Here is a 17,499-nt window from a genome sequence, read left to right as displayed (position 1 = left end):
AGCAGTCCCCGGAGTGGCCGTCGGCGACTTACCCTGGACGGGTGCCAAAGACGAAAAAGACGAAGGACCACAAGGCCGCCAAATCAGCCGACGGTTCTTCGCGGGCGAAGCCGCCGAAGCAGTCGAAGCCGCCGAAGACCGCCCTCGCCGCGGACGAGAAGGGTCTCGACTTCGCGCGGGCGTGGGTGGAGTTCCCGGATCCGGCCGACGACGAGCAGGTGTTCCGCTGTGATCTGACCTGGCTGACCTCGCGCTGGAACTGCATCTTCGGCAGCGGCTGCCAGGGCATCCAGGCCGGCCGCGCGGACGACGGCTGCTGCACGCTGGGCGCGCACTTCTCCGACGAGGACGACGAGAAGCGGGTCGCCGAGCATGTGGCCAGGCTCACGCCGGAGATCTGGCAGCACCACGAGGAGGGCACGCGGGGCGGCTGGGTCTCGGAGGACGAGGAGGGCTCCCGCCAGACCCGCCCGTACCAGGGCTCCTGCATCTTCCAGAACCGGCCCGGTTTCGCCGCCGGCGCGGGGTGCTCGCTGCACATCCTCGCGCTGCGGGAGGGCCGCGAGCCGCTGGAGACCAAACCGGACGTCTGCTGGCAGCTCCCGATCCGCCGGACCTACGACTGGATCGACCGCCCCGACGACACGCGGGTCCTCCAGATCTCGATCGGCGAGTACGACCGGCGGGGCTGGGGTCCGGGCGGCCACGACCTGCACTGGTGGTGCACCTCGGCGACCTCGGCACACGGCGCGGGCGACCCGGTGTACATCTCCTACCGCCCGGAACTGACCGAGCTGATGGGCAAGGCCGGCTACGACCGCCTCGCGGAGCTGTGCGAGGAACGCCTCGCTTCCCAGCTGCCTCTGCTGGCCCCGCATCCGGCGGATCCGGCGAGCTGAGCCCCCCCTCGGGGCGCGAAGAGAACGGCCCCTCGCCCCGACGCCCCCCGAAAGGAGGGCCGGGGGTATCCCCGGCCCAAGGCTGCGGGAGGAACTGCGCGGCCAAGCTCACGGGCCCGGTGGTGGGCTCTCGGGGGTGGGTGTGGTCGGGGACGGGGACGGCGTCGGGCCGGTGGTGGCGGAGTCGGTGGGTGTCGGGGTCGGATCGGCCGACGTCGGCGGGTCGCTGGCCGGCGGTGACGGCTGCGTCGGGTCGGATGCCGTCGGTGTCGGGGTCGGCCTCCCCGCAGGGGGTGGTTTCGGCCCCCTGCGCGTCGGCGGGGCCATGCCGTAGCCGTCGATCGACACCACCGCCCCGGCCGGCGCCACCGCCACCCGCGCGCTCCAGCGCCCGGCCGGCTCCCGCAGGTGATCGACGTACACCTTGATCGTGAACGACTCGCCCGGCCGGAGCGTTCCCGACGGCCGGGAGAAGTACAGCCAGCCCGCCGAGGTGGACACCGACCACCGCACCGCCGTGCCCCCGGACGCCGCGAGCGTGATCAGCGTCGTGTCGCCGTCGTTGGCGGCCGTCACCGCGAGGTGCCCCGCACCGGTCCGCGTCCGGCCGGCCCCGGTGACGCCGATCACGGCCACCGACACGTCGGCCTTGCCGTTCTTGCCGATGCGCGGCCCGGGTCTGGTGCTGGCGTTGCCGGCGTTCTCGTAGCCCCGGCCCGCACCGTCGAGTGCGTCGGGTCCCGCGGCCTCTCGCGCGGTCGCGGACGGCCCGTCGTGGCCCTCCCCGGCCGGAGAGCCCCGGTACGCCGCCCACAGGGCCAGCACCGGCGCGGCCACCACCGTGGCGACGACGGTCGTCGTGACGGCGCGCGCGCGTAGCCGGTCGCGGCGGGCCGCGTGGTCCTTGGGGTCCATCGGGAAGCCGCGCCGGTCGAAGCGCGGGGCGGCGGCGCCACGCGCGCGTGGAGGGTGCGCCATGGCCAGGTGCAGGGCCGCGCGGGGCGCCTCCAGGACGGGCAGCTCGGCGGGCGTGGTCATCGCGCCGGGCCACCGGCCGGGTGCGGCGCGTTCGGCGGTACGGCGGCAGCGCGGGCAGTCGTCGACGTGCCGGACCAGCTCCCGGCGCAGGGCGCTGCTGAGGACCAGCTGGCTGTCGCCGGTGAGGTGGGACACGCTCGGGCAGCCGCCGGTCTCGACGACCGCGAGGGCGGCGCGGGTCCTTTCCACCTCGCAGGCGGCGGAGGCCAGCAGCTCCCGGGCGCCGGCCTGGTCCATGCCGAGGACGGCGGCGACCTCGTGGGCGGACAGGTGGTGGCGTACCGCGAGTTCGAGCGCCTCGCGCTGCTCGGGGGTGGTGCCGGCGGCTTCCGGCCAGGCGAGCAGGGCGAGTTCGCGGCGCCGCTGCTCCTGGGTGTCGGCGGGGACCACGGGGTCGGCGGCGGGGGCGGCGGGCCGGCCCGCCGCGTGGGTGGTCTGACGTTTCTGCTTGGCCTGGGCGAGCCCGCGCAGACAGGCCCAGCGGGCCAGCGCGTACAGCCAGGCCCTGCGGTCCCCTGCGGCCTCCGGAACCCGCTGGCCGCGCCGCTCGGCCAGGGCGAGGACGTCCCCGAGCGCGGCGGTGGCCGCGTCGTGGTCGCACAGCACCGAGAGGCAGTAGGTGAACAGTCCGTCCAGGTACGGCTCGTAGCGGGTCGGCGGTCGCTGCGCCAGCGCACGCGCCGCCGCGCGGTCACGCGCCGAGCGCGCCTCTCGGTGCGCCCGGTGTGCGCCGGTCGTTCGGGCCGAGGTCTCCGGGCTGCTGTTCATCACCCGTGCGACCGTAGGCGGCCTCGTACGGCCCCTTCGGGCGGCTTGAGCTCTTTTAATCCGTACGGGTGAAACGATCCCTCAATCGGGGACAGGAACCCGTTCCACCGCGGCTCGTCCCCGTCCCGCACAGGCCGGGGCCGGGCCGCCCACAGCTGTCACGCGGGACACCGTGGCCCCACTGGACGTCAGTCAGTGGCAGAGCCACGACCACCGGAACCCGCCTGGCAATATCAATGTCAGTGGCGGGGGATACGGTTTCCGCATGGCTGCCCGTACCAAGACCGCGAAGGACCGTCCGTCGTACCGCTGCACCGAGTGCGGCTGGCAGACGGCCAAGTGGCTCGGCCGGTGTGCCGAGTGCCAGGCGTGGGGGACGGTCGAGGAGTACGGCGCGCCCGCGGTCCGTACGACGGCCCCCGGCCGGGTCACCACCTCCGCCGTGCCCATCGGCCAGGTCGACGGCCGGCAGGCCACCGCCCGCACCACCGGCGTCCCGGAGCTGGACCGGGTCCTCGGCGGCGGCCTGGTCCCCGGCGCGGTGGTGCTGCTCGCCGGCGAGCCCGGCGTCGGCAAGTCCACCCTCCTGCTCGACGTGGCCGCCAAGTCGGCGAGCGACGAGCACCGCACGCTCTACGTCACCGGCGAGGAGTCGGCGAGCCAGGTCCGGCTGCGCGCCGACCGCATCGGCGCCATCGACGACCACCTCTACCTCGCCGCCGAGACCGATCTGGCCGCCGTCCTCGGCCACTTGGACGCGGTGAAGCCGTCGCTGCTGATCCTGGACTCCGTGCAGACGGTCGCCTCCCCGGAGATCGACGGCGCCCCGGGCGGCATGGCCCAGGTCCGCGAGGTGGCCGGCGCCCTCATCCGCGCCTCGAAGGAGCGGGGCATGTCCACCCTCCTCGTGGGCCATGTCACCAAGGACGGCGCGATCGCGGGACCGCGGCTCCTCGAACACCTCGTGGACGTGGTCCTGCACTTCGAGGGCGACCGGCACGCCCGGCTCCGCCTGGTCCGGGGCGTCAAGAACCGCTACGGCGCCACCGACGAGGTCGGCTGCTTCGAACTGCACGACGAGGGCATCACGGGCCTCGCCGACCCGAGCGGCCTCTTCCTGACCCGTCGCGCCGAACCGGTACCGGGCACCTGCCTGACCGTCACCCTGGAGGGCCGCCGCCCGCTGGTCGCCGAGGTCCAGGCGCTGACCGTGGACTCGCAGATCCCCTCCCCGCGCCGGACCACGTCCGGTCTGGAGACCTCCCGGGTGTCCATGATGCTGGCGGTGCTGGAGCAGCGCGGGCGCATCAGCGCGCTGGGCAAGCGGGACATCTACTCCGCGACCGTCGGCGGGGTGAAGCTCTCCGAGCCCGCCGCCGACCTCGCCATCGCGCTCGCCCTGGCCTCCGCCGCCAGCGACACCCCGCTCCCGAAGAACCTGGTCGCCATCGGCGAGGTCGGCCTCGCGGGCGAGGTCAGACGGGTCACGGGGGTCCAGCGCAGGCTCACGGAGGCGCACCGGCTCGGCTTCACACACGCGCTCGTGCCGGGCGATCCCGGCAAGATCCCGGCGGGGATGAAGGTCCTGGAAGTCGCCGACATGGGGGACGCGCTGCGGGTGCTGCCGCGCTCCCGTCGGCGAGAGGCCCCACGGGAGGCTGAGGAGCGCCGGTAGACTTTGCCCTGGTCTCGCCCGTCCGTACGAACCGAGTGCGGGGACGGCAGCGCCTCAGAACCTGCGACCGGAGGAGTGCAGTGGCAGCCAACGACCGGGCAGGAGCTCCCGGAAAGTACGGTGGGAGTGCCGGTTCCGATGGCCTGATGCGCGCCTCGCTGAGCGCCGTGGCTCCGGGCACGTCCATGCGGGACGGCCTGGAGCGGGTCCTTCGCGGCAACACGGGCGGACTCATCGTCCTCGGCTTCGACAAGACGGTCGAGTCGATGTGCACGGGCGGATTCGTCCTGGATGTCGAGTTCACGGCCACGCGGCTGCGTGAGCTGTGCAAGCTCGACGGCGGCATCGTGATCTCCTCCGACCTGTCGAAGATCCTCCGGGCGGGCGTCCAGTTCGTGCCCGACGCCACGATCCCCACGGAGGAGACCGGCACCCGGCACCGCACGGCGGACCGCGTCTCCAAGCAGGTCGGCTTCCCGGTGGTCTCGGTCTCCCAGTCGATGCGGCTGATCGCGCTGTACGTCGAGGGACAGCGCCGCGTCCTCGAGGACTCGGCGGCGATCCTGTCCCGCGCGAACCAGGCGCTGGCGACCCTGGAGCGGTACAAGCTCCGCCTGGACGAGGTCGCGGGAACGTTGTCGGCGCTGGAGATCGAGGACCTGGTGACGGTCCGCGACGTCTCGGCGGTCGCCCAGCGTCTCGAGATGGTCCGCCGGATCGCCACGGAGATCGCCGAGTACGTGGTCGAACTGGGCACCGACGGGCGGCTGCTCGCACTCCAGCTGGACGAGCTGATCGCCGGGGTGGAGCCCGAGCGTGAGCTGGTGGTCCGGGACTACGTGCCCGAGCCGACGGCGAAGCGCTCCCGTACGGTCGACGAGGCGCTGTCCGAGCTGGACGCCCTGAGCCATGCGGAGCTGCTGGAACTGCCGACGGTGGCACGGGCGTTGGGGTACACCGGGTCGCCGGAGGCGCTGGACTCGGCGGTGTCGCCGCGCGGCTTCCGGCTGCTGGCGAAGGTACCGCGGCTGCCGGGGGCGATCATCGACCGGCTGGTCGAGCACTTCGGGGGCCTGCAGAAGCTGCTCGCCGCGAGCGTGGACGATCTGCAGACCGTCGACGGGGTCGGCGAGGCCCGCGCCCGCAGCGTGCGCGAGGGGTTGTCGCGCCTGGCGGAGTCCTCGATCCTTGAGCGGTATGTCTGATTTCGCCGATCAGGTCGGGCGGTGGCGTCGTATGGAGGGCGCGGGTGGTGGGGGTCGCTCGCGCAGTTCCTCCCCCGGCCCGGCTGCCGCCGCCCGCTGCTAGTCCGCCGCGAGTACGAAGGACGCCTGGGCCTTGCTGTACCCCGGTGCCGTTGCCTCCAGCAGGTACGTGCCCGCTCCGGCCGAGCCCGCCGCGGGCGTCGCGCACTTCGGCGCGCTCGGCTTGCGGTCCCACTTCAGGGTGTACGTGATGCTGCTCCCGGACGGCACCCGGTACCACCGGCTCCCCGCCGACTTCGGGCAGTCCGCCGACGACCAGTAGGTGTCGTCCGCGCTGGCCTGGGTGATGGTCAGCACCGCGTTCTTCGGCCCGAGGTCGATCTTGCAGTCGCTGGACGACGTGTTCTTCGCGGTGAGCTCGAAGGTCGGCGCCTGCTCGGGCGAGTACGAGTTGTGCAGGCTCCGCAGCGTCAACGCCACCGACCCGGCGGTGCAGTTGGGCAGCGAGGAACTCCCCGGCAGCGAGGCGGCCGTACCGCCGGACCCGGACGTCACGTCGTCCCCCGAGCCCGAGGAACCGCCCGACCCGCCCGACGTGTCGCCGCCCGAACCGTCCGAGCCGGCCGAACTCCCGCCGGCGTCACCGGAACCGGAACTCGCACCGGGGCTCGAACCGGTAGCGCCGCCCGAACCGCCCCCGCTCGACCCGTCCCGGCCGCCCGGTGCCTGGCTGATCGCCGGCCCGCTGCCGGACGGCCCCGGGGTGATCGTGGACACGGGATTCTTGCCGTTCGCCCCGTCGTCGCCCTTCTTGCCGCCTCCGCCGCGGGACGTGACGATCCAGGCGATCAGCAGCGCCAGCACGGCGACCACGGACACCATGAGGACCCTCCGTCGCCAGTAGATGGAGGAGGGAAGCGGCCCGACCGGATTGCGCAGAGATCCCACGGCGCAAACTGTACGAGAGATCCGTGCAGTTCCTCGCCCCACCCGCCGCCCAAACCTCAACTTTTCCGGATCATCATTTCGGCAACTCCCTTCGGTGCGGCCACCCTTCGCCATGCACGGCGTCAACCCGGACCCCGCCGCGCCCTCGCCGTGATCCACGTCCACCCCACCCGTCGCCGGACGTGGCAGGATCGGAAGGGCCATGACTGAGAAGCTGCACACCCCTGTGATCGCCTGGTTCGACGCCCACGCCCGTGACCTCCCCTGGCGCCGCCCGGAGGCGGGCCCGTGGGGTGTGATGGTCAGCGAGTTCATGCTGCAGCAGACCCCGGTGAACCGGGTCCTGCCCGTCTACGAGCAGTGGCTGGCCCGCTGGCCGCGCCCCGCCGACCTCGCCGCGGAGGCGCCCGGCGAGGCGGTCCGCGCCTGGGGCCGGCTCGGCTACCCGCGCCGCGCCCTGCGGCTGCACGGCGCCGCCGTCGCCATAACGGAACGGCACGGCGGCGACGTACCGACGGATCACGCGCAGTTGCTGGCGCTGCCGGGCATCGGTGAGTACACCGCCGCGGCGGTGGCCTCGTTCGCGTACGGGCAGCGGCACGCCGTGCTGGACACCAATGTGCGGCGGGTGTTCGCGCGGGCGGTGACCGGCGTGCAGTACCCGCCGAACGCCACCACCGCGGCCGAGCGCAAGCTCGCCCGCGAGCTGCTGCCCCCGGACGAGAAGACCGCCGCCCGCTGGGCCGCCGCCTCGATGGAGCTGGGCGCGCTGGTGTGCACGGCGAAGAACGAGACGTGCCCGCGGTGCCCGATCGCCGGGGAGTGCGCCTGGCGGCTGGCCGGCAAGCCGGAGCACGAGGGACCGCCGCGGCGCGGGCAGACGTACGCCGGTACCGACCGGCAGGTGCGGGGCAAGCTGCTGGCCGTCCTGCGGGAGGCGCACGCGCCGGTGCCGCAGACGGCGCTCGACCGGGTGTGGCACGAGCCGGTGCAGCGCGCCCGCGCGCTGGACGGGCTCGTCTCGGACGGCCTGGTGGAGCCGCTCGCGGGCGGCCTGTACCGGCTTCCGCTGAGCTGACGTATCGGCACATCACAGGAGGCGGAGCTCTGTTACGGCCCCATCTCCGCGACGAATCCCCACATAGCCGGGCATAAGTCTGCGCCTGCTTACCCCGAACCTACTTCCGTTACACAACCGACGGACAGCCGATTGCTAGCCGCAGGCTGCTCCGCACAGCCCCGTGACAACGGGTCCGTAGCTTCGTTTCTGTGCCCGCCAGGACCGCGGGACGGCGGGAACTCAGGCACAGGGCCGGGGAAAACGGGGATCGGGAGGCGGTTGATCATGGCGCAGGGCGAGGTGCTCGAATTCGAGGAGTACGTCCGCACTCGACAGGACGCGCTGCTGCGCAGCGCCCGCCGGCTGGTCCCGGACCCGACGGACGCCCAGGACCTGCTGCAGACGGCGCTGGTCCGGACGTACGGCCGCTGGGAGACCATCGAGGACAAGAAGCTCGCCGACGCCTACCTGCGCCGGGTCATGATCAACACGCGGACCGAGTGGTGGCGGGCCCGGAAGCTGGAGGAGGTCCCGACCGAGCAGCTGCCCGACGCGTCCGTGGAGGACTCCACCGAGCAGCACGCGGACCGCGCCCTCCTCATGGACATCATGAAGGTGCTGGCTCCCAAGCAGCGCAGCGTCGTGGTGCTGCGACACTGGGAGCAGATGTCCACGGAGGAGACGGCCGCCGCCCTCGGCATGTCGGCCGGAACGGTCAAGAGCACGCTGCACCGGGCGCTCGCGCGGCTCCGCGAAGAGCTGGAGTCACGCGACCTCGACGCACGCGCGCTGGAGCGTGAGGAGCGGGAGCGTTGCGCGGCCTGACCGGCACAGGGCCCAGCAGGGGCCCGGCGAGTGCACAGGCGGTGATCACGGCGACGGCCGTGCTCGCCGCCCTCGCCCTTTTCGCCGCGGCCTGCGGCACCGGCGGCACCGGAGCCCGTGACGAGGGCCCGGCGCACGCCGGCTCGGTCACGCCCGCCCCCGCGGCCAAGGCCCCCTCCCCCAACCCGTCGCAGACGTACGAGAAGGTCGACGCCGTCGCCCTGGTCAAGGCCGACCCGGCCGTCTCGGGCACGGTGAAGCGGGACCTGAAGCCGTGCTCCGGCGACGAGTACCCCGTCGACGTGACGTACGGCGATCTGACCGGCGGCCCGGTCGAGGACATCGTCGTGAACGTCCTGACCTGCGGGGACGCGGTCGGGGTCGGGGCGTACGTGTACCGCAGGGAGAGCGGCGCGTACAAGAACGTCTTCAAGGCCGAGGAGTCCCCGGTCTACGCGGAGATAGACCGGGGCGACCTGAGCGTGACCAAGCAGGTGTACGAGAAGGGCGACCCGGTGTCCAGCCCCTCCGGCGAGAACGTGATCACCTACAGCTGGTCCGGGGGACGCTTCGTCCAGGAGGACTTCCACCACACCGACTACGGCAACGCGGCCGGCAGCGGCGACGAGCCCACGGCGGCGCCCTCCCCGGGCAACTGAACCGGGCAACTGAACCGGCCGACCGAACCGCCAGGCTGAACCGGCCGACCGAACCGCCCGCACCCGCCGTACCCGACGTACCCGCTTGATCCCCCCACCGACCACCGACCACCGAGAGAGCCGGGATGGCAGACCAGACCCACGTCCTGTTCGTCGAGGACGACGACGTCATCCGCGAGGCCACCCAGCTCGCCCTGGAGCGGGACGGCTTCGCGGTCACCGCCATGCCCGACGGCCTGTCGGGCCTGGAGGCCTTCCGCGCCGACCGGCCCGACATCGCCCTGCTGGACGTGATGGTCCCGGGCCTGGACGGGGTGAGCCTGTGCCGGCGCATCCGTGACGAGTCGACCGTCCCGGTGATCATGCTGTCGGCGCGGGCCGACTCGATCGACGTGGTGCTCGGCCTGGAGGCCGGCGCCGACGACTACGTCACCAAGCCGTTCGACGGGGCCGTCCTGGTCGCCCGGATCCGGGCGGTGCTGCGCCGCTTCGGGCACGCGAGCGGCGGCGAGAGACCGCACGAGGACGCGGCGGAGGTGACGGGCGGCATGCTCACCTTCGGCGACCTGGAGATCGACACCGAGGGCATGGAGGTGCGCCGCGCCGGGCAGCCGGTCGCGCTGACGCCCACCGAGATGCGGCTGCTCCTGGAGTTCTCCTCGGCGCCGGGAACCGTGCTCTCCCGCGACAAGCTGCTCGAACGCGTCTGGGACTACGGCTGGGGCGGGGACACCCGCGTCGTCGACGTCCACGTGCAGCGGCTGCGCACCAAGATCGGCCAGGACCGGATCGAGACGGTCCGTGGTTTCGGCTACAAGTTGAAGGCCTGAGCGAGGCGGTCATGCGGGGGTTCTCCAACCGGTACCGGGGTCCGGGGTTGCGCACCGGACTCAGATGGAAGCTGAGCGCGGCGATCGCGCTGGTCGGCGCGCTGGTCGCGATCGCGTTGAGCCTGGTGGTGCACAACGCCGCCCGGGTCTCGATGCTGGACAACGCGCGCGAGCTGGCCAACGAGCGGCTGCAGATCGGCCAGCGCAACTACGAGCTGTACGGGAGGGCGAACTTCCCCGACGTCAAGGTCGACGACCCCCGGCTGCCGCCGGCCCTGCGCGAGCGGGTCGACGCGGGCCGCCGGGCGACCGACGTCATCGACCACGGCAGCGGCTCGCCGGACATCTGGGCCGCGGTGCAGGCCAAGGACGGGCGGGTGCTGTCCCTGCACAGCACCTTCGCCAACCGCAGCAGCGACGTGCTGAAGGACCTCGACCAGGCTCTGGTCATCGGGTCCATCGCGGTCGTCCTCGGGGGCAGCGCGCTCGGCGTGCTGATCGGCGGGCAGCTCTCGGTCCGGCTGCGCAAGGCGGCGGCCGCGGCCAACCAGGTCGCCCAGGGCGAGCCGGACGTGCGGGTGCGGGAGGCGATCGGCGGGGTCGTACGGGACGAGACGGACGACCTGGCGCGGGCCGTGGACGCCATGGCGGACGCGTTGCAGCAGCGCCTGGAGGCCGAGCGGCGGGTGACGGCCGACATCGCGCACGAGCTGCGGACACCGGTGACGGGCCTGCTCACGGCGGCCGAGCTGCTGCCGCCCGGCCGGCCGACCGAACTGGTCCTGGACCGGGCGAAGGCGATGCGCACCCTCGTCGAGGACGTGCTGGAGGTGGCCCGGCTCGACAGCGCCTCCGAGCGGGCCGAACTGCAGGACATCATGCTGGGTGAGTTCGTGGCCCGGCGGGTGGCCGCGAAGGACCCGGAGATCGAGGTGCGGGTGGTGCACGAGTCGGAGGTGACCACGGATCCGCGCCGACTGGAGCGGGTGCTGTTCAACCTGCTCGCCAACGCGGCCCGGCACGGCAAGCCGCCCGTCGAGGTGACCGTCGAGGGCCGGGTCATCCGGGTCCGCGACCACGGCCCCGGTTTCCCCGAGAAGCTCCTCGCGGAGGGGCCGAGCCGGTTCCGCACCGGCAGCGAGGACCGGGCCGGCCAGGGCCACGGCCTGGGCCTGACCATCGCGGCGGGCCAGGCCCGCGTCCTGGGCGCCCGCCTGACCTTCCGCAACATCCGCCCGGCCGGGGCACCCGCGCACATCCCGGCGGAGGGCGCGGTGGCCGTCCTGTGGCTCCCGGAGCACGCCCCGACGGCCACCGGCAGCTACCCGATGCTGCCGGGGCCCACGAACGCGGGCGGCCGATGAGCCACTCCAGGCAACCGACACGGCGGCCCTGCAGGGCCCCGTAGGGGGCGCCGGGGTAGGAACTGCGCGACAGGCCCCCACCGGCCCGCTGATCACCACTCGCTGCTCGGCCCCCGTCCGGTGGCCTTCAGGTGCGGGCCACGAGGATCTCCTCGCCGCGGGACGGCCGCAGGCCATCGGTGCGGCCGGCGAAGTAGCGGTCGGCGAGTTCCTCCGCCGGGACGTGCCGGGTCTCCCGGAAGCCGGCCGCGCGCGCCAGGGCCGCGATCCGCTCGGGCGCGTAGAAGCTCAGGAAGGGCGTGCCGGAGGCCCGCGCGCCCCGCTGGGCCACCCGCAGTTGCTCCCGCTGGTCCGGCTCGACGTCCTCGATCGGCCGCAGGAACGTCGTGACCAGCGTCGACCCCGGGGCGAGCCGCGCAATGTGCCGGAAGGTGGCCGTCACGGCGTCCTCCGTGAGGTACATCGTGACCCCGGAGGACGCGACCACGGCCGGCCGGCCCGGATCGAACCCGGCGGCCACCAGCTGCCCCCACCAGTCGCCCTCGAAGTCCACCGGCACCGGCGTCAGCCAGTCGGGCACTCCGTATCCCAGCTCGGTCAGCCGCCGCCGCTTCCAGGCCACCGCCCCGGCCCGGTCCGCCTCGAACACCCGCAGCCCGGCGGCCACCGCGTCGGCGGCCCGGCGCTGCGCGAAGGTGTCGAGCCCGGCGCCGAGGACGAGGTACTGGTCGACCCCGCGCCCGGCCCGGTCCATCACCAGGTCCTCCACGAACCGCGCCCGGGCCACGATCGACGCCCGGGTCCGCCGGGTCGCCTCGACGTCCATGTCCGGCCGGGCCCGCCAGCCCCGGCCGTCCGGGGCGTCCGCTCCGGCGAGCCGCAGCCCGACCTCGTCCTCGATGACGTGCGGCGGCGCGTCGGCGCGCAGGTGCAGCGCCCGCCACAGGGCGGTGCGGACGGCGGTGTGATCGGGCGCGGTCTCCGCCTGCATGCTCAGAACTCCTTGGAGAAGTCGAGCTCCTCGCTGCGCTCGGTCAGCGAGTACCAGTTGCCGTTGTCGTCGCGGAAGATCGCCTCGACGCCGTAGGGCCGTTCCTTGGGTTCCTGGACGAACTCGACGCCCCGCGCCCTGAAGGTCTCGTAGTCGCCGCGGCAGTCGTCCGTGCGGAAGGCGCCGGCTCCCATGACCCCCTTGGCCACCAGCCTGCGCAGCGCCTCGGCGGACTCGGGGTCGAGGCCCGGTCCGTCCAGGCGCATCAGGGCGAGTTCGACACCGGGCTGGTCCTTGGCGCCGACGGTGACCCACCGCATGTCGCCCATCGCGATGTCGTCGCGCACCTCGAAGCCGAGCTTCTCGGTGAAGAAGGCCTTGGTGCGCTGCTGGTCGAAGGTCCACACGGTGGTGATGGCCAGGCCCTGGATCATGGGTCCGCTCTCCTGCCTGCCCGGCCTCGGCCTCAGCCGCCGGACGGTCGCTGTTCCTGCCCGTCACCGTAGACAGCCGGGTCCGGGCCGCGCTTCTCGGAAGTTGCGCTCCTGCCGGGGAACCCGCCGGCCCAGAGCAGGGCGTAGCAGCCGGGGATGAGGGAGGCGCCGCGGCCGACGTGCTCGGTCCGGTACTCGGTGGGGCTGAGCCCGGTGCGGGCCTTGAACCTCGCCGAGAAGGTGCCGAGGCTGCTGAAGCCGACCAGGTGGCAGATCTCGGTGACGCTGAGGTCGGCGCTGCGCAGCATCTCCTCCGCCCGCTCGATCCTGCGGTGCGTCAGGTACTGGCCGGGGGTCTCGCCGTACGCCGCCTTGAAGGCCCGCAGGAAGTGGTACCGCGAGTACCCGGCGTGCGCGGCGACCGCGTCGAGGTCCAGGGCCGGGTCGGCCCAGTCCCGGTCCATGGCGTCCTTGGCGAGGCGCAGCTGCCGCAACTTGTCCACGGGCCCATGCTAGGAAACCGGCCCGGTCGACGATCGGGAACGAGGCCGCAGGCCGCAGGCCGCAGGCCGCAGAAATGACGAGGGGCGGGGGGGGGGGGGGCCCCCCCCCCCCCCCCCCCCGCGCCCCGGGGCGCCCCCGCCCCGCCCGGGGCCGGCTCGCCGTGCGCCCCGGGGGCCGCCCGCCCCCCGCCGGCGCCCCCAAACTCGCGGGGGGGCGGGGGGGCCCCCCCCCCCCCGCCCCCGTACCCGGTCTCAGATGGCCTCGACGGCCGGCATCGGTGCCGCCTCGTCCGCCTTCTGCGGCCCGCCGCGCAGCGGGACCTCCTTGACGAAGACCGCCGCCACCAGCACCAGCACGGCGATCACGGAACCGAGCAGGAACGCCGAGTGGGTACCGGCCGACACCGCGTGCTGGTACGCCTCGCGCGCCGCCGCCGGCAGCTTCGCCAGGCTCTTCGCGTCCAGCTGCGCCGACTGCTCGGTGATCTTCGAGCCCAGCGAGCCTGCCCGCTCGGCCATGACCGACTTGACCCGGTCGTTGAAGATCGCGCCCATGATGGCGACGCCGAAGGACGAGCCGAGCGTACGGAACAGGGTGGTGGACGAGGACGCGACGCCCATGTCCTTCATCTCCACGCTGTTCTGCGCGACCAGCATGGTGATCTGCATCAGGCAGCCCATGCCGAGGCCGACGACGGCCATGTACACGCCGGAGATGAACCGGGTGGTGTCCGTGTCCATGGTGGACAGCAGGTACAGGCCGATGGTGAGCAGCACGCCGCCCACGAGGGGGAAGATCTTGTAGCGGCCGGTGTTGGTGGTGACCCGGCCGGCGACCATCGAGGTCACCAGCATCGCGCCGAGCATCGGGAGCAGCAGCAGACCGGAGTTGGTCGCGGACGCGCCCTGCACGGACTGCTGGTAGAGCGGCAGGAACAGCGTGGCGCCGAACATCACGAAGCCCACGATGAAGCCGATGATCGACATCAGGGTGAAGTTGCGGCTGCGGAAGATGTGCAGCGGCAGGACCGGCTCGGCGGCCTTGGTCTGCCAGAAGACGAAGCCGATCAGGGCGACGACGCCGATGGCGATCAGTTCCATGATGCGCGCGGACGTCCAGGCGTACTGCGAGCCGCCCCAGGTGGTGACCAGCACGATCGAGGTGATGCCGAGGGTCAGCAGACCGGCGCCGAGGTAGTCGATGCGCGTCTTGTTCCGCTTCTTCGGCAGGTGCAGCACGGCGCTGATGGCGGCCAGCGCGACCACGCCGAGCGGCAGGTTGATGTAGAAGGCCCAGCGCCAGCCCCAGTTGTCGGTGATGGTGCCGCCGACCAGCGGACCGCCGATCATGGCGAGCGCCATGACGCCGGCCATCATGCCCTGGTACTTGCCGCGCTCGCGGGGCGGTACGAGGTCGCCGATGATCGCCATGACGCCGACCATCAGACCGCCGGCGCCGAGGCCCTGGATGGCCCGGAACCCGATCAGCTGGCCCATGTCCTGGGCCATGCCGCTGAGCGCGGAGCCGAGCAGGAAGATGACTATGGAGGTCATGAAGGCGCCCTTGCGCCCGTACATGTCACCGAGCTTGCCCCAGAGCGGGGTGGCCGCCGCGGTGGCGAGGGTGTAGGCGGTCACGACCCAGGACAGGTGCTCCAGCCCGCCCAGCTCGCCGACGATGGTCGGCATCGCGGTGCCCACGATCATGTTGTCGAGCATCGCGAGCATCATCGCGACCATGAGCGCGAGCATCACGACCCGTACGCTCTTGGGCTCCTTCTGCGGCTTCTCGGCCGCTGCCGGTGCCGCAGTCGTTTCCTGGCCGGTCTCGGCCGCCTGGGTGTCCGCCATCTCTCCCACTCCCCCTGGCGACAGCTACTTACTTGCCGCCCGGCTAGTTCAGTACACTCGGAAGTTAGACCCGTTGCTAGCCGGGCGTCAAGTAAGTTTACTAGCCGGGCGGCAAGCAAGTTTTCGCGGGAGTGCGAGGAGTAAGAGGATGAGCGTCACCATGGACGGCACCAAGCAGCAGCGCCGCGGGAACACCCGCCAGCGCATCCAGGACGTGGCGCTCGAACTCTTCGCCGAGCAGGGCTACGAGAAGACCTCCCTGCGGGAGATCGCGGAGCACCTCGACGTGACCAAGGCGGCCCTGTACTACCACTTCAAGACCAAGGAAGAGATCCTGGTCAGCGTCTTCGAGGATCTGACGCGGCCGATCGAGGACCTGATCGAGTGGGGCAAGGGCCAGCCGCACACCCTGGAGACCAAGCAGGAGATCGTGCGGCGGTACCACGAGGCGCTGGGCGGCGCCGAGCCGTTGTTCCGGTTCATGCAGGAGAACCAGGCGACGGTCCGGGAGCTGAGGATCGGCGACACCTTCAAGGACCGGATGCGCGGCCTGCGGAACATCATCATCGACCCGGACGCGGCGCTGACCGACCAGATCCGCTGCATCAGCGCGCTCTTCACGCTGCACGCCGGCATGTTCGTGATGCAGGACATCGAGGGCGACCCCCGCAAGAAGCGCGAGGCCGTCCTGGAGGTCGCCGTGGACCTGGTGACCCAGGCCCACCGGGGCTCGCACCCCGCGTGACCGCCGCTTAGAGGGACACGCCCTTGGCGCGCAGGAAGGCGACGGGGTCGACCGCGGAGCCGTAGTTCGGGGTCGTACGGATCTCGAAGTGCAGGTGCGGGCCGGAGGAGTTGCCGGTGTTGCCGGAGCGGGCGATGTGCTGCCCGGTCCTGACGATCTGGCCGACCCTGACGTCGATGCGGGACAGGTGGGCGTACTGCGAGTACTGGCCGTTGCCGTGCCTGACGACGATGGCGTTGCCGTACGCGGGACCGTCACCGGCGCCGTTGCCGCCGGCCTTGACGACGGTGCCGCCGTGCGCCGCGACGACGTCGGTGCCGCTCGGCACCGCGAAGTCCTGACCGCTGTGCCTGGCTGACCACATGCCGCCGGCCTGGTTGAAGGTCGCGGAGAGCGTGTACTTCTTCACCGGGTCGACCCAGGCTGCGGCGCTCGGCGTGGCGGCCGACGCGACCCCCGACCCCACCACGGCCGTGACCCCGACTCCGGCGGCCAGAACGGCGGCCCGGCGGCGGAGCGGGGACGTACGGGGGGAACGGAGAGCGGCGCGCAGGGACATCGGAACCTCGTGGAGTAGACAACAGGACCCCCGCTCCGGCAGCACCGGCCCGCAGTGGGGCGGCCGCCGAACGGGGCATCCCTTGGTAACCCGGAGGCCGGAAAACGCTCAAGCCGCTCATCTACGATAAACGTTAGTAATCTGACCCGTTATTGACCATTCCTTGACACGTGCCGCGCCGGCAGGGCAGGTCCGCCCTCGCGTCGGCCCCGCGCAGGGAGACCCGGCAGGAAGGCCCCTGGGCCGCCCGGCCAGGGAATCCACTATCTCCACTAGTAACGAACATTTCGCCCGTGCGGTATGTCACCCGCCGGGGCCGTCACCGGCCCCTGCGGACCACCCCCCGACCACCCCCGGACCGCCGGGACAGCGCGCACCGATGCGGCGCACACCCCTAGCGCCCTACCCACCAGTAACCCTATGGTTCCCCGCACGCCACCTGCTCCACTCATCATGCCCCTGACACCCCTGCCATGACATGAGCCATGACGTGAGAGGACACCCCACCCCGATGACCACAGGCACGTGGACCCGCCGCATGTCCGTCACCGCCGTCTCCGTGGCCGCGCTCGCCGGACTGGCCGCGCCGGCCCAGGCCGCGACGGAGAGCAGCTCCACCACGGTCGACTACGCCACCTGGCAGCAGGACTGCCAGTCCGTGATGGACCAGGCCCTGCCCTACCTGAAGCAGCGGATCGCCGCCGCCCGGCCCGGCGAGAAGCAGGCGATCGTCTTCGACATCGACAACACCACGCTGGAGACCGACTTCGGCTTCAGCTACCCCCAGCCGGCCAACAAGCCGGTCCTGAACGTCGCCGAGTACGCCCAGGAGCACGGCGTCTCCCTGTTCTTCGTCACCGCGCGCCCCGGCATCATCTACCTGCCCACCGAGTACAACCTCGAACACGACGGCTACCAGGTCTCCGGCCTCTACGCACGCGGCTTCCTCGACCTCTTCAAGGACGTCGCCGCCTACAAGACCGCCCAGCGCGTCGACATCGAGAACAAGGGCTACGACATCATCGCGAACGTCGGCAACAGCGCCACCGATCTCTCGGGCGGCCACGCCGACCGGACGTTCAAGCTGCCGGACTACAACGGCCAGTTGTCGTAGACCGCCGATAGGCTCCATCCGCTGACGGGAC

General features: G+C 72.3%; 17 protein-coding genes. 10 read left to right on the top strand and 7 right to left on the bottom strand.

What is annotated here, in order from left to right; genetic code table 11:
• The first annotated feature begins 41 nt into the window (after window positions 1-41).
• The gene (locus AB0472_RS41145) at window positions 42-899 is read left to right on the top strand and encodes a hypothetical protein (protein ID WP_366364483.1); all 858 of its coding nucleotides are present in this window, start codon (window positions 42-44) and stop codon (window positions 897-899) included.
• Window positions 900-1,007: 108 nt separating this feature from the next.
• Here the strand turns inward: AB0472_RS41145 and AB0472_RS41140 are convergent, their stop codons facing one another.
• Window positions 1,008-2,708, bottom strand: a complete 1,701-nt coding sequence (locus tag AB0472_RS41140; protein ID WP_366364482.1) for a hypothetical protein — start codon at window positions 2,706-2,708, stop codon at window positions 1,008-1,010.
• A gap of 262 nt (window positions 2,709-2,970) precedes the next feature.
• Between AB0472_RS41140 and radA the strand changes: the two genes are divergently transcribed.
• Window positions 2,971-4,380, top strand: a complete 1,410-nt coding sequence (radA, locus tag AB0472_RS41135) for a DNA repair protein RadA (RefSeq protein WP_366364481.1) — start codon at window positions 2,971-2,973, stop codon at window positions 4,378-4,380.
• An 80-nt stretch (window positions 4,381-4,460) separates the two neighbouring features.
• On the top strand, window positions 4,461-5,585 hold the full coding sequence (disA, locus tag AB0472_RS41130; RefSeq protein ID WP_366364480.1) for a DNA integrity scanning diadenylate cyclase DisA: 1,125 nt from the start codon (window positions 4,461-4,463) through the stop codon (window positions 5,583-5,585).
• Between the two features lie 99 nt (window positions 5,586-5,684).
• On the opposite strand, the gene AB0472_RS41125 is transcribed toward disA, so the two are convergent.
• Entirely contained in the window at window positions 5,685-6,533 is an 849-nt protein-coding gene (locus tag AB0472_RS41125; protein WP_366364479.1) for a hypothetical protein, read from the bottom strand.
• A 202-nt stretch (window positions 6,534-6,735) separates the two neighbouring features.
• Here AB0472_RS41125 and AB0472_RS41120 point away from each other — a divergent pair, with 202 nt between their 5' ends.
• The 5 genes from AB0472_RS41120 to cseC all read left to right on the top strand — a co-directional run bounded on the left by AB0472_RS41120 (window position 6,736) and on the right by cseC (window position 11,271).
• Window positions 6,736-7,611 carry an A/G-specific adenine glycosylase gene (locus AB0472_RS41120; protein WP_366364478.1) on the top strand — a complete coding sequence of 292 codons (876 nt, stop codon included), beginning with the start codon at window positions 6,736-6,738 and terminating at the stop codon, window positions 7,609-7,611.
• Between the two features lie 267 nt (window positions 7,612-7,878).
• A complete protein-coding gene (locus tag AB0472_RS41115) occupies window positions 7,879-8,418 on the top strand; it encodes a SigE family RNA polymerase sigma factor (protein ID WP_362603150.1) in 540 nt (179 codons plus the stop codon).
• Entirely contained in the window at window positions 8,406-9,077 is a 672-nt protein-coding gene (locus tag AB0472_RS41110) for a hypothetical protein (protein ID WP_366364477.1), read from the top strand. Before AB0472_RS41115 ends, AB0472_RS41110 begins: the two co-directional genes overlap by 13 nt.
• A 125-nt stretch (window positions 9,078-9,202) precedes the next feature.
• A complete protein-coding gene (gene cseB, locus AB0472_RS41105) occupies window positions 9,203-9,907 on the top strand; it encodes a two-component system response regulator CseB (RefSeq protein ID WP_366364476.1) in 705 nt (234 codons plus the stop codon).
• An 11-nt stretch (window positions 9,908-9,918) separates the two neighbouring features.
• On the top strand, window positions 9,919-11,271 hold the full coding sequence (gene cseC, locus AB0472_RS41100) for a two-component system sensor histidine kinase CseC (RefSeq protein WP_366364475.1): 1,353 nt from the start codon (window positions 9,919-9,921) through the stop codon (window positions 11,269-11,271).
• Between the two features lie 127 nt (window positions 11,272-11,398).
• Here the strand turns inward: cseC and AB0472_RS41095 are convergent, their stop codons facing one another.
• From AB0472_RS41095 to AB0472_RS41080, 4 genes are all read right to left on the bottom strand, one after another.
• Window positions 11,399-12,262, bottom strand: coding sequence for a class I SAM-dependent methyltransferase (locus AB0472_RS41095; protein WP_366364474.1), 864 nt, complete (start codon window positions 12,260-12,262; stop codon window positions 11,399-11,401).
• A 2-nt stretch (window positions 12,263-12,264) separates the two neighbouring features.
• Entirely contained in the window at window positions 12,265-12,696 is a 432-nt protein-coding gene (locus AB0472_RS41090; RefSeq protein ID WP_366364473.1) for a VOC family protein, read from the bottom strand.
• 32 nt (window positions 12,697-12,728) lie between these two features.
• Entirely contained in the window at window positions 12,729-13,160 is a 432-nt protein-coding gene (locus AB0472_RS41085; RefSeq protein WP_366364497.1) for a helix-turn-helix transcriptional regulator, read from the bottom strand.
• A 291-nt stretch (window positions 13,161-13,451) separates the two neighbouring features.
• Entirely contained in the window at window positions 13,452-15,050 is a 1,599-nt protein-coding gene (locus tag AB0472_RS41080; RefSeq protein WP_366364472.1) for an MDR family MFS transporter, read from the bottom strand.
• A gap of 148 nt (window positions 15,051-15,198) precedes the next feature.
• Here AB0472_RS41080 and AB0472_RS41075 point away from each other — a divergent pair, with 148 nt between their 5' ends.
• Window positions 15,199-15,795 (top strand): TetR/AcrR family transcriptional regulator, encoded by a 597-nt coding sequence (locus tag AB0472_RS41075; RefSeq protein ID WP_366364471.1) that lies wholly within the window; start codon window positions 15,199-15,201, stop codon window positions 15,793-15,795.
• A 7-nt stretch (window positions 15,796-15,802) separates the two neighbouring features.
• On the opposite strand, the gene AB0472_RS41070 is transcribed toward AB0472_RS41075, so the two are convergent.
• On the bottom strand, window positions 15,803-16,354 hold the full coding sequence (locus AB0472_RS41070; RefSeq protein WP_366364470.1) for a M23 family metallopeptidase: 552 nt from the start codon (window positions 16,352-16,354) through the stop codon (window positions 15,803-15,805).
• A 511-nt stretch (window positions 16,355-16,865) separates the two neighbouring features.
• Between AB0472_RS41070 and AB0472_RS41065 the strand changes: the two genes are divergently transcribed.
• Window positions 16,866-17,468 (top strand): HAD family acid phosphatase, encoded by a 603-nt coding sequence (locus AB0472_RS41065; RefSeq protein WP_366364469.1) that lies wholly within the window; start codon window positions 16,866-16,868, stop codon window positions 17,466-17,468.
• Window positions 17,469-17,499 lie beyond the last annotated feature (31 nt).

This window comes from Streptomyces sp. NPDC086777, assembly GCF_040702065.1.
Taxonomy (GTDB): domain Bacteria; phylum Actinomycetota; class Actinomycetes; order Streptomycetales; family Streptomycetaceae; genus Streptomyces.
Note: the sequence above shows the minus strand (reverse complement) of the source record. Positions and strands in the feature narration are given on the sequence as shown.

Excerpts from the sequence above, each read along its gene's own strand:
- radA (WP_366364481.1), top strand. The coding sequence starts at position 2,971 with ATGGCTGCCCGTACCAAGACCGCGAAGGACCGTCCGTCGTACCGCTGC.
- AB0472_RS41120 (WP_366364478.1), top strand. The coding sequence starts at position 6,736 with ATGACTGAGAAGCTGCACACCCCTGTGATCGCCTGGTTCGACGCCCAC.
- AB0472_RS41115 (WP_362603150.1), top strand. The coding sequence starts at position 7,879 with ATGGCGCAGGGCGAGGTGCTCGAATTCGAGGAGTACGTCCGCACTCGA.
- cseB (WP_366364476.1), top strand. The coding sequence starts at position 9,203 with ATGGCAGACCAGACCCACGTCCTGTTCGTCGAGGACGACGACGTCATC.
- cseC (WP_366364475.1), top strand. The coding sequence starts at position 9,919 with ATGCGGGGGTTCTCCAACCGGTACCGGGGTCCGGGGTTGCGCACCGGA.
- AB0472_RS41095 (WP_366364474.1), bottom strand. The coding sequence starts at position 12,262 with ATGCAGGCGGAGACCGCGCCCGATCACACCGCCGTCCGCACCGCCCTG.
- AB0472_RS41090 (WP_366364473.1), bottom strand. The coding sequence starts at position 12,696 with ATGATCCAGGGCCTGGCCATCACCACCGTGTGGACCTTCGACCAGCAG.
- AB0472_RS41085 (WP_366364497.1), bottom strand. The coding sequence starts at position 13,160 with ATGGACCGGGACTGGGCCGACCCGGCCCTGGACCTCGACGCGGTCGCC.
- AB0472_RS41080 (WP_366364472.1), bottom strand. The coding sequence starts at position 15,050 with ATGGCGGACACCCAGGCGGCCGAGACCGGCCAGGAAACGACTGCGGCA.
- AB0472_RS41075 (WP_366364471.1), top strand. The coding sequence starts at position 15,199 with ATGAGCGTCACCATGGACGGCACCAAGCAGCAGCGCCGCGGGAACACC.
- AB0472_RS41070 (WP_366364470.1), bottom strand. The coding sequence starts at position 16,354 with ATGTCCCTGCGCGCCGCTCTCCGTTCCCCCCGTACGTCCCCGCTCCGC.
- AB0472_RS41065 (WP_366364469.1), top strand. The coding sequence starts at position 16,866 with ATGACCACAGGCACGTGGACCCGCCGCATGTCCGTCACCGCCGTCTCC.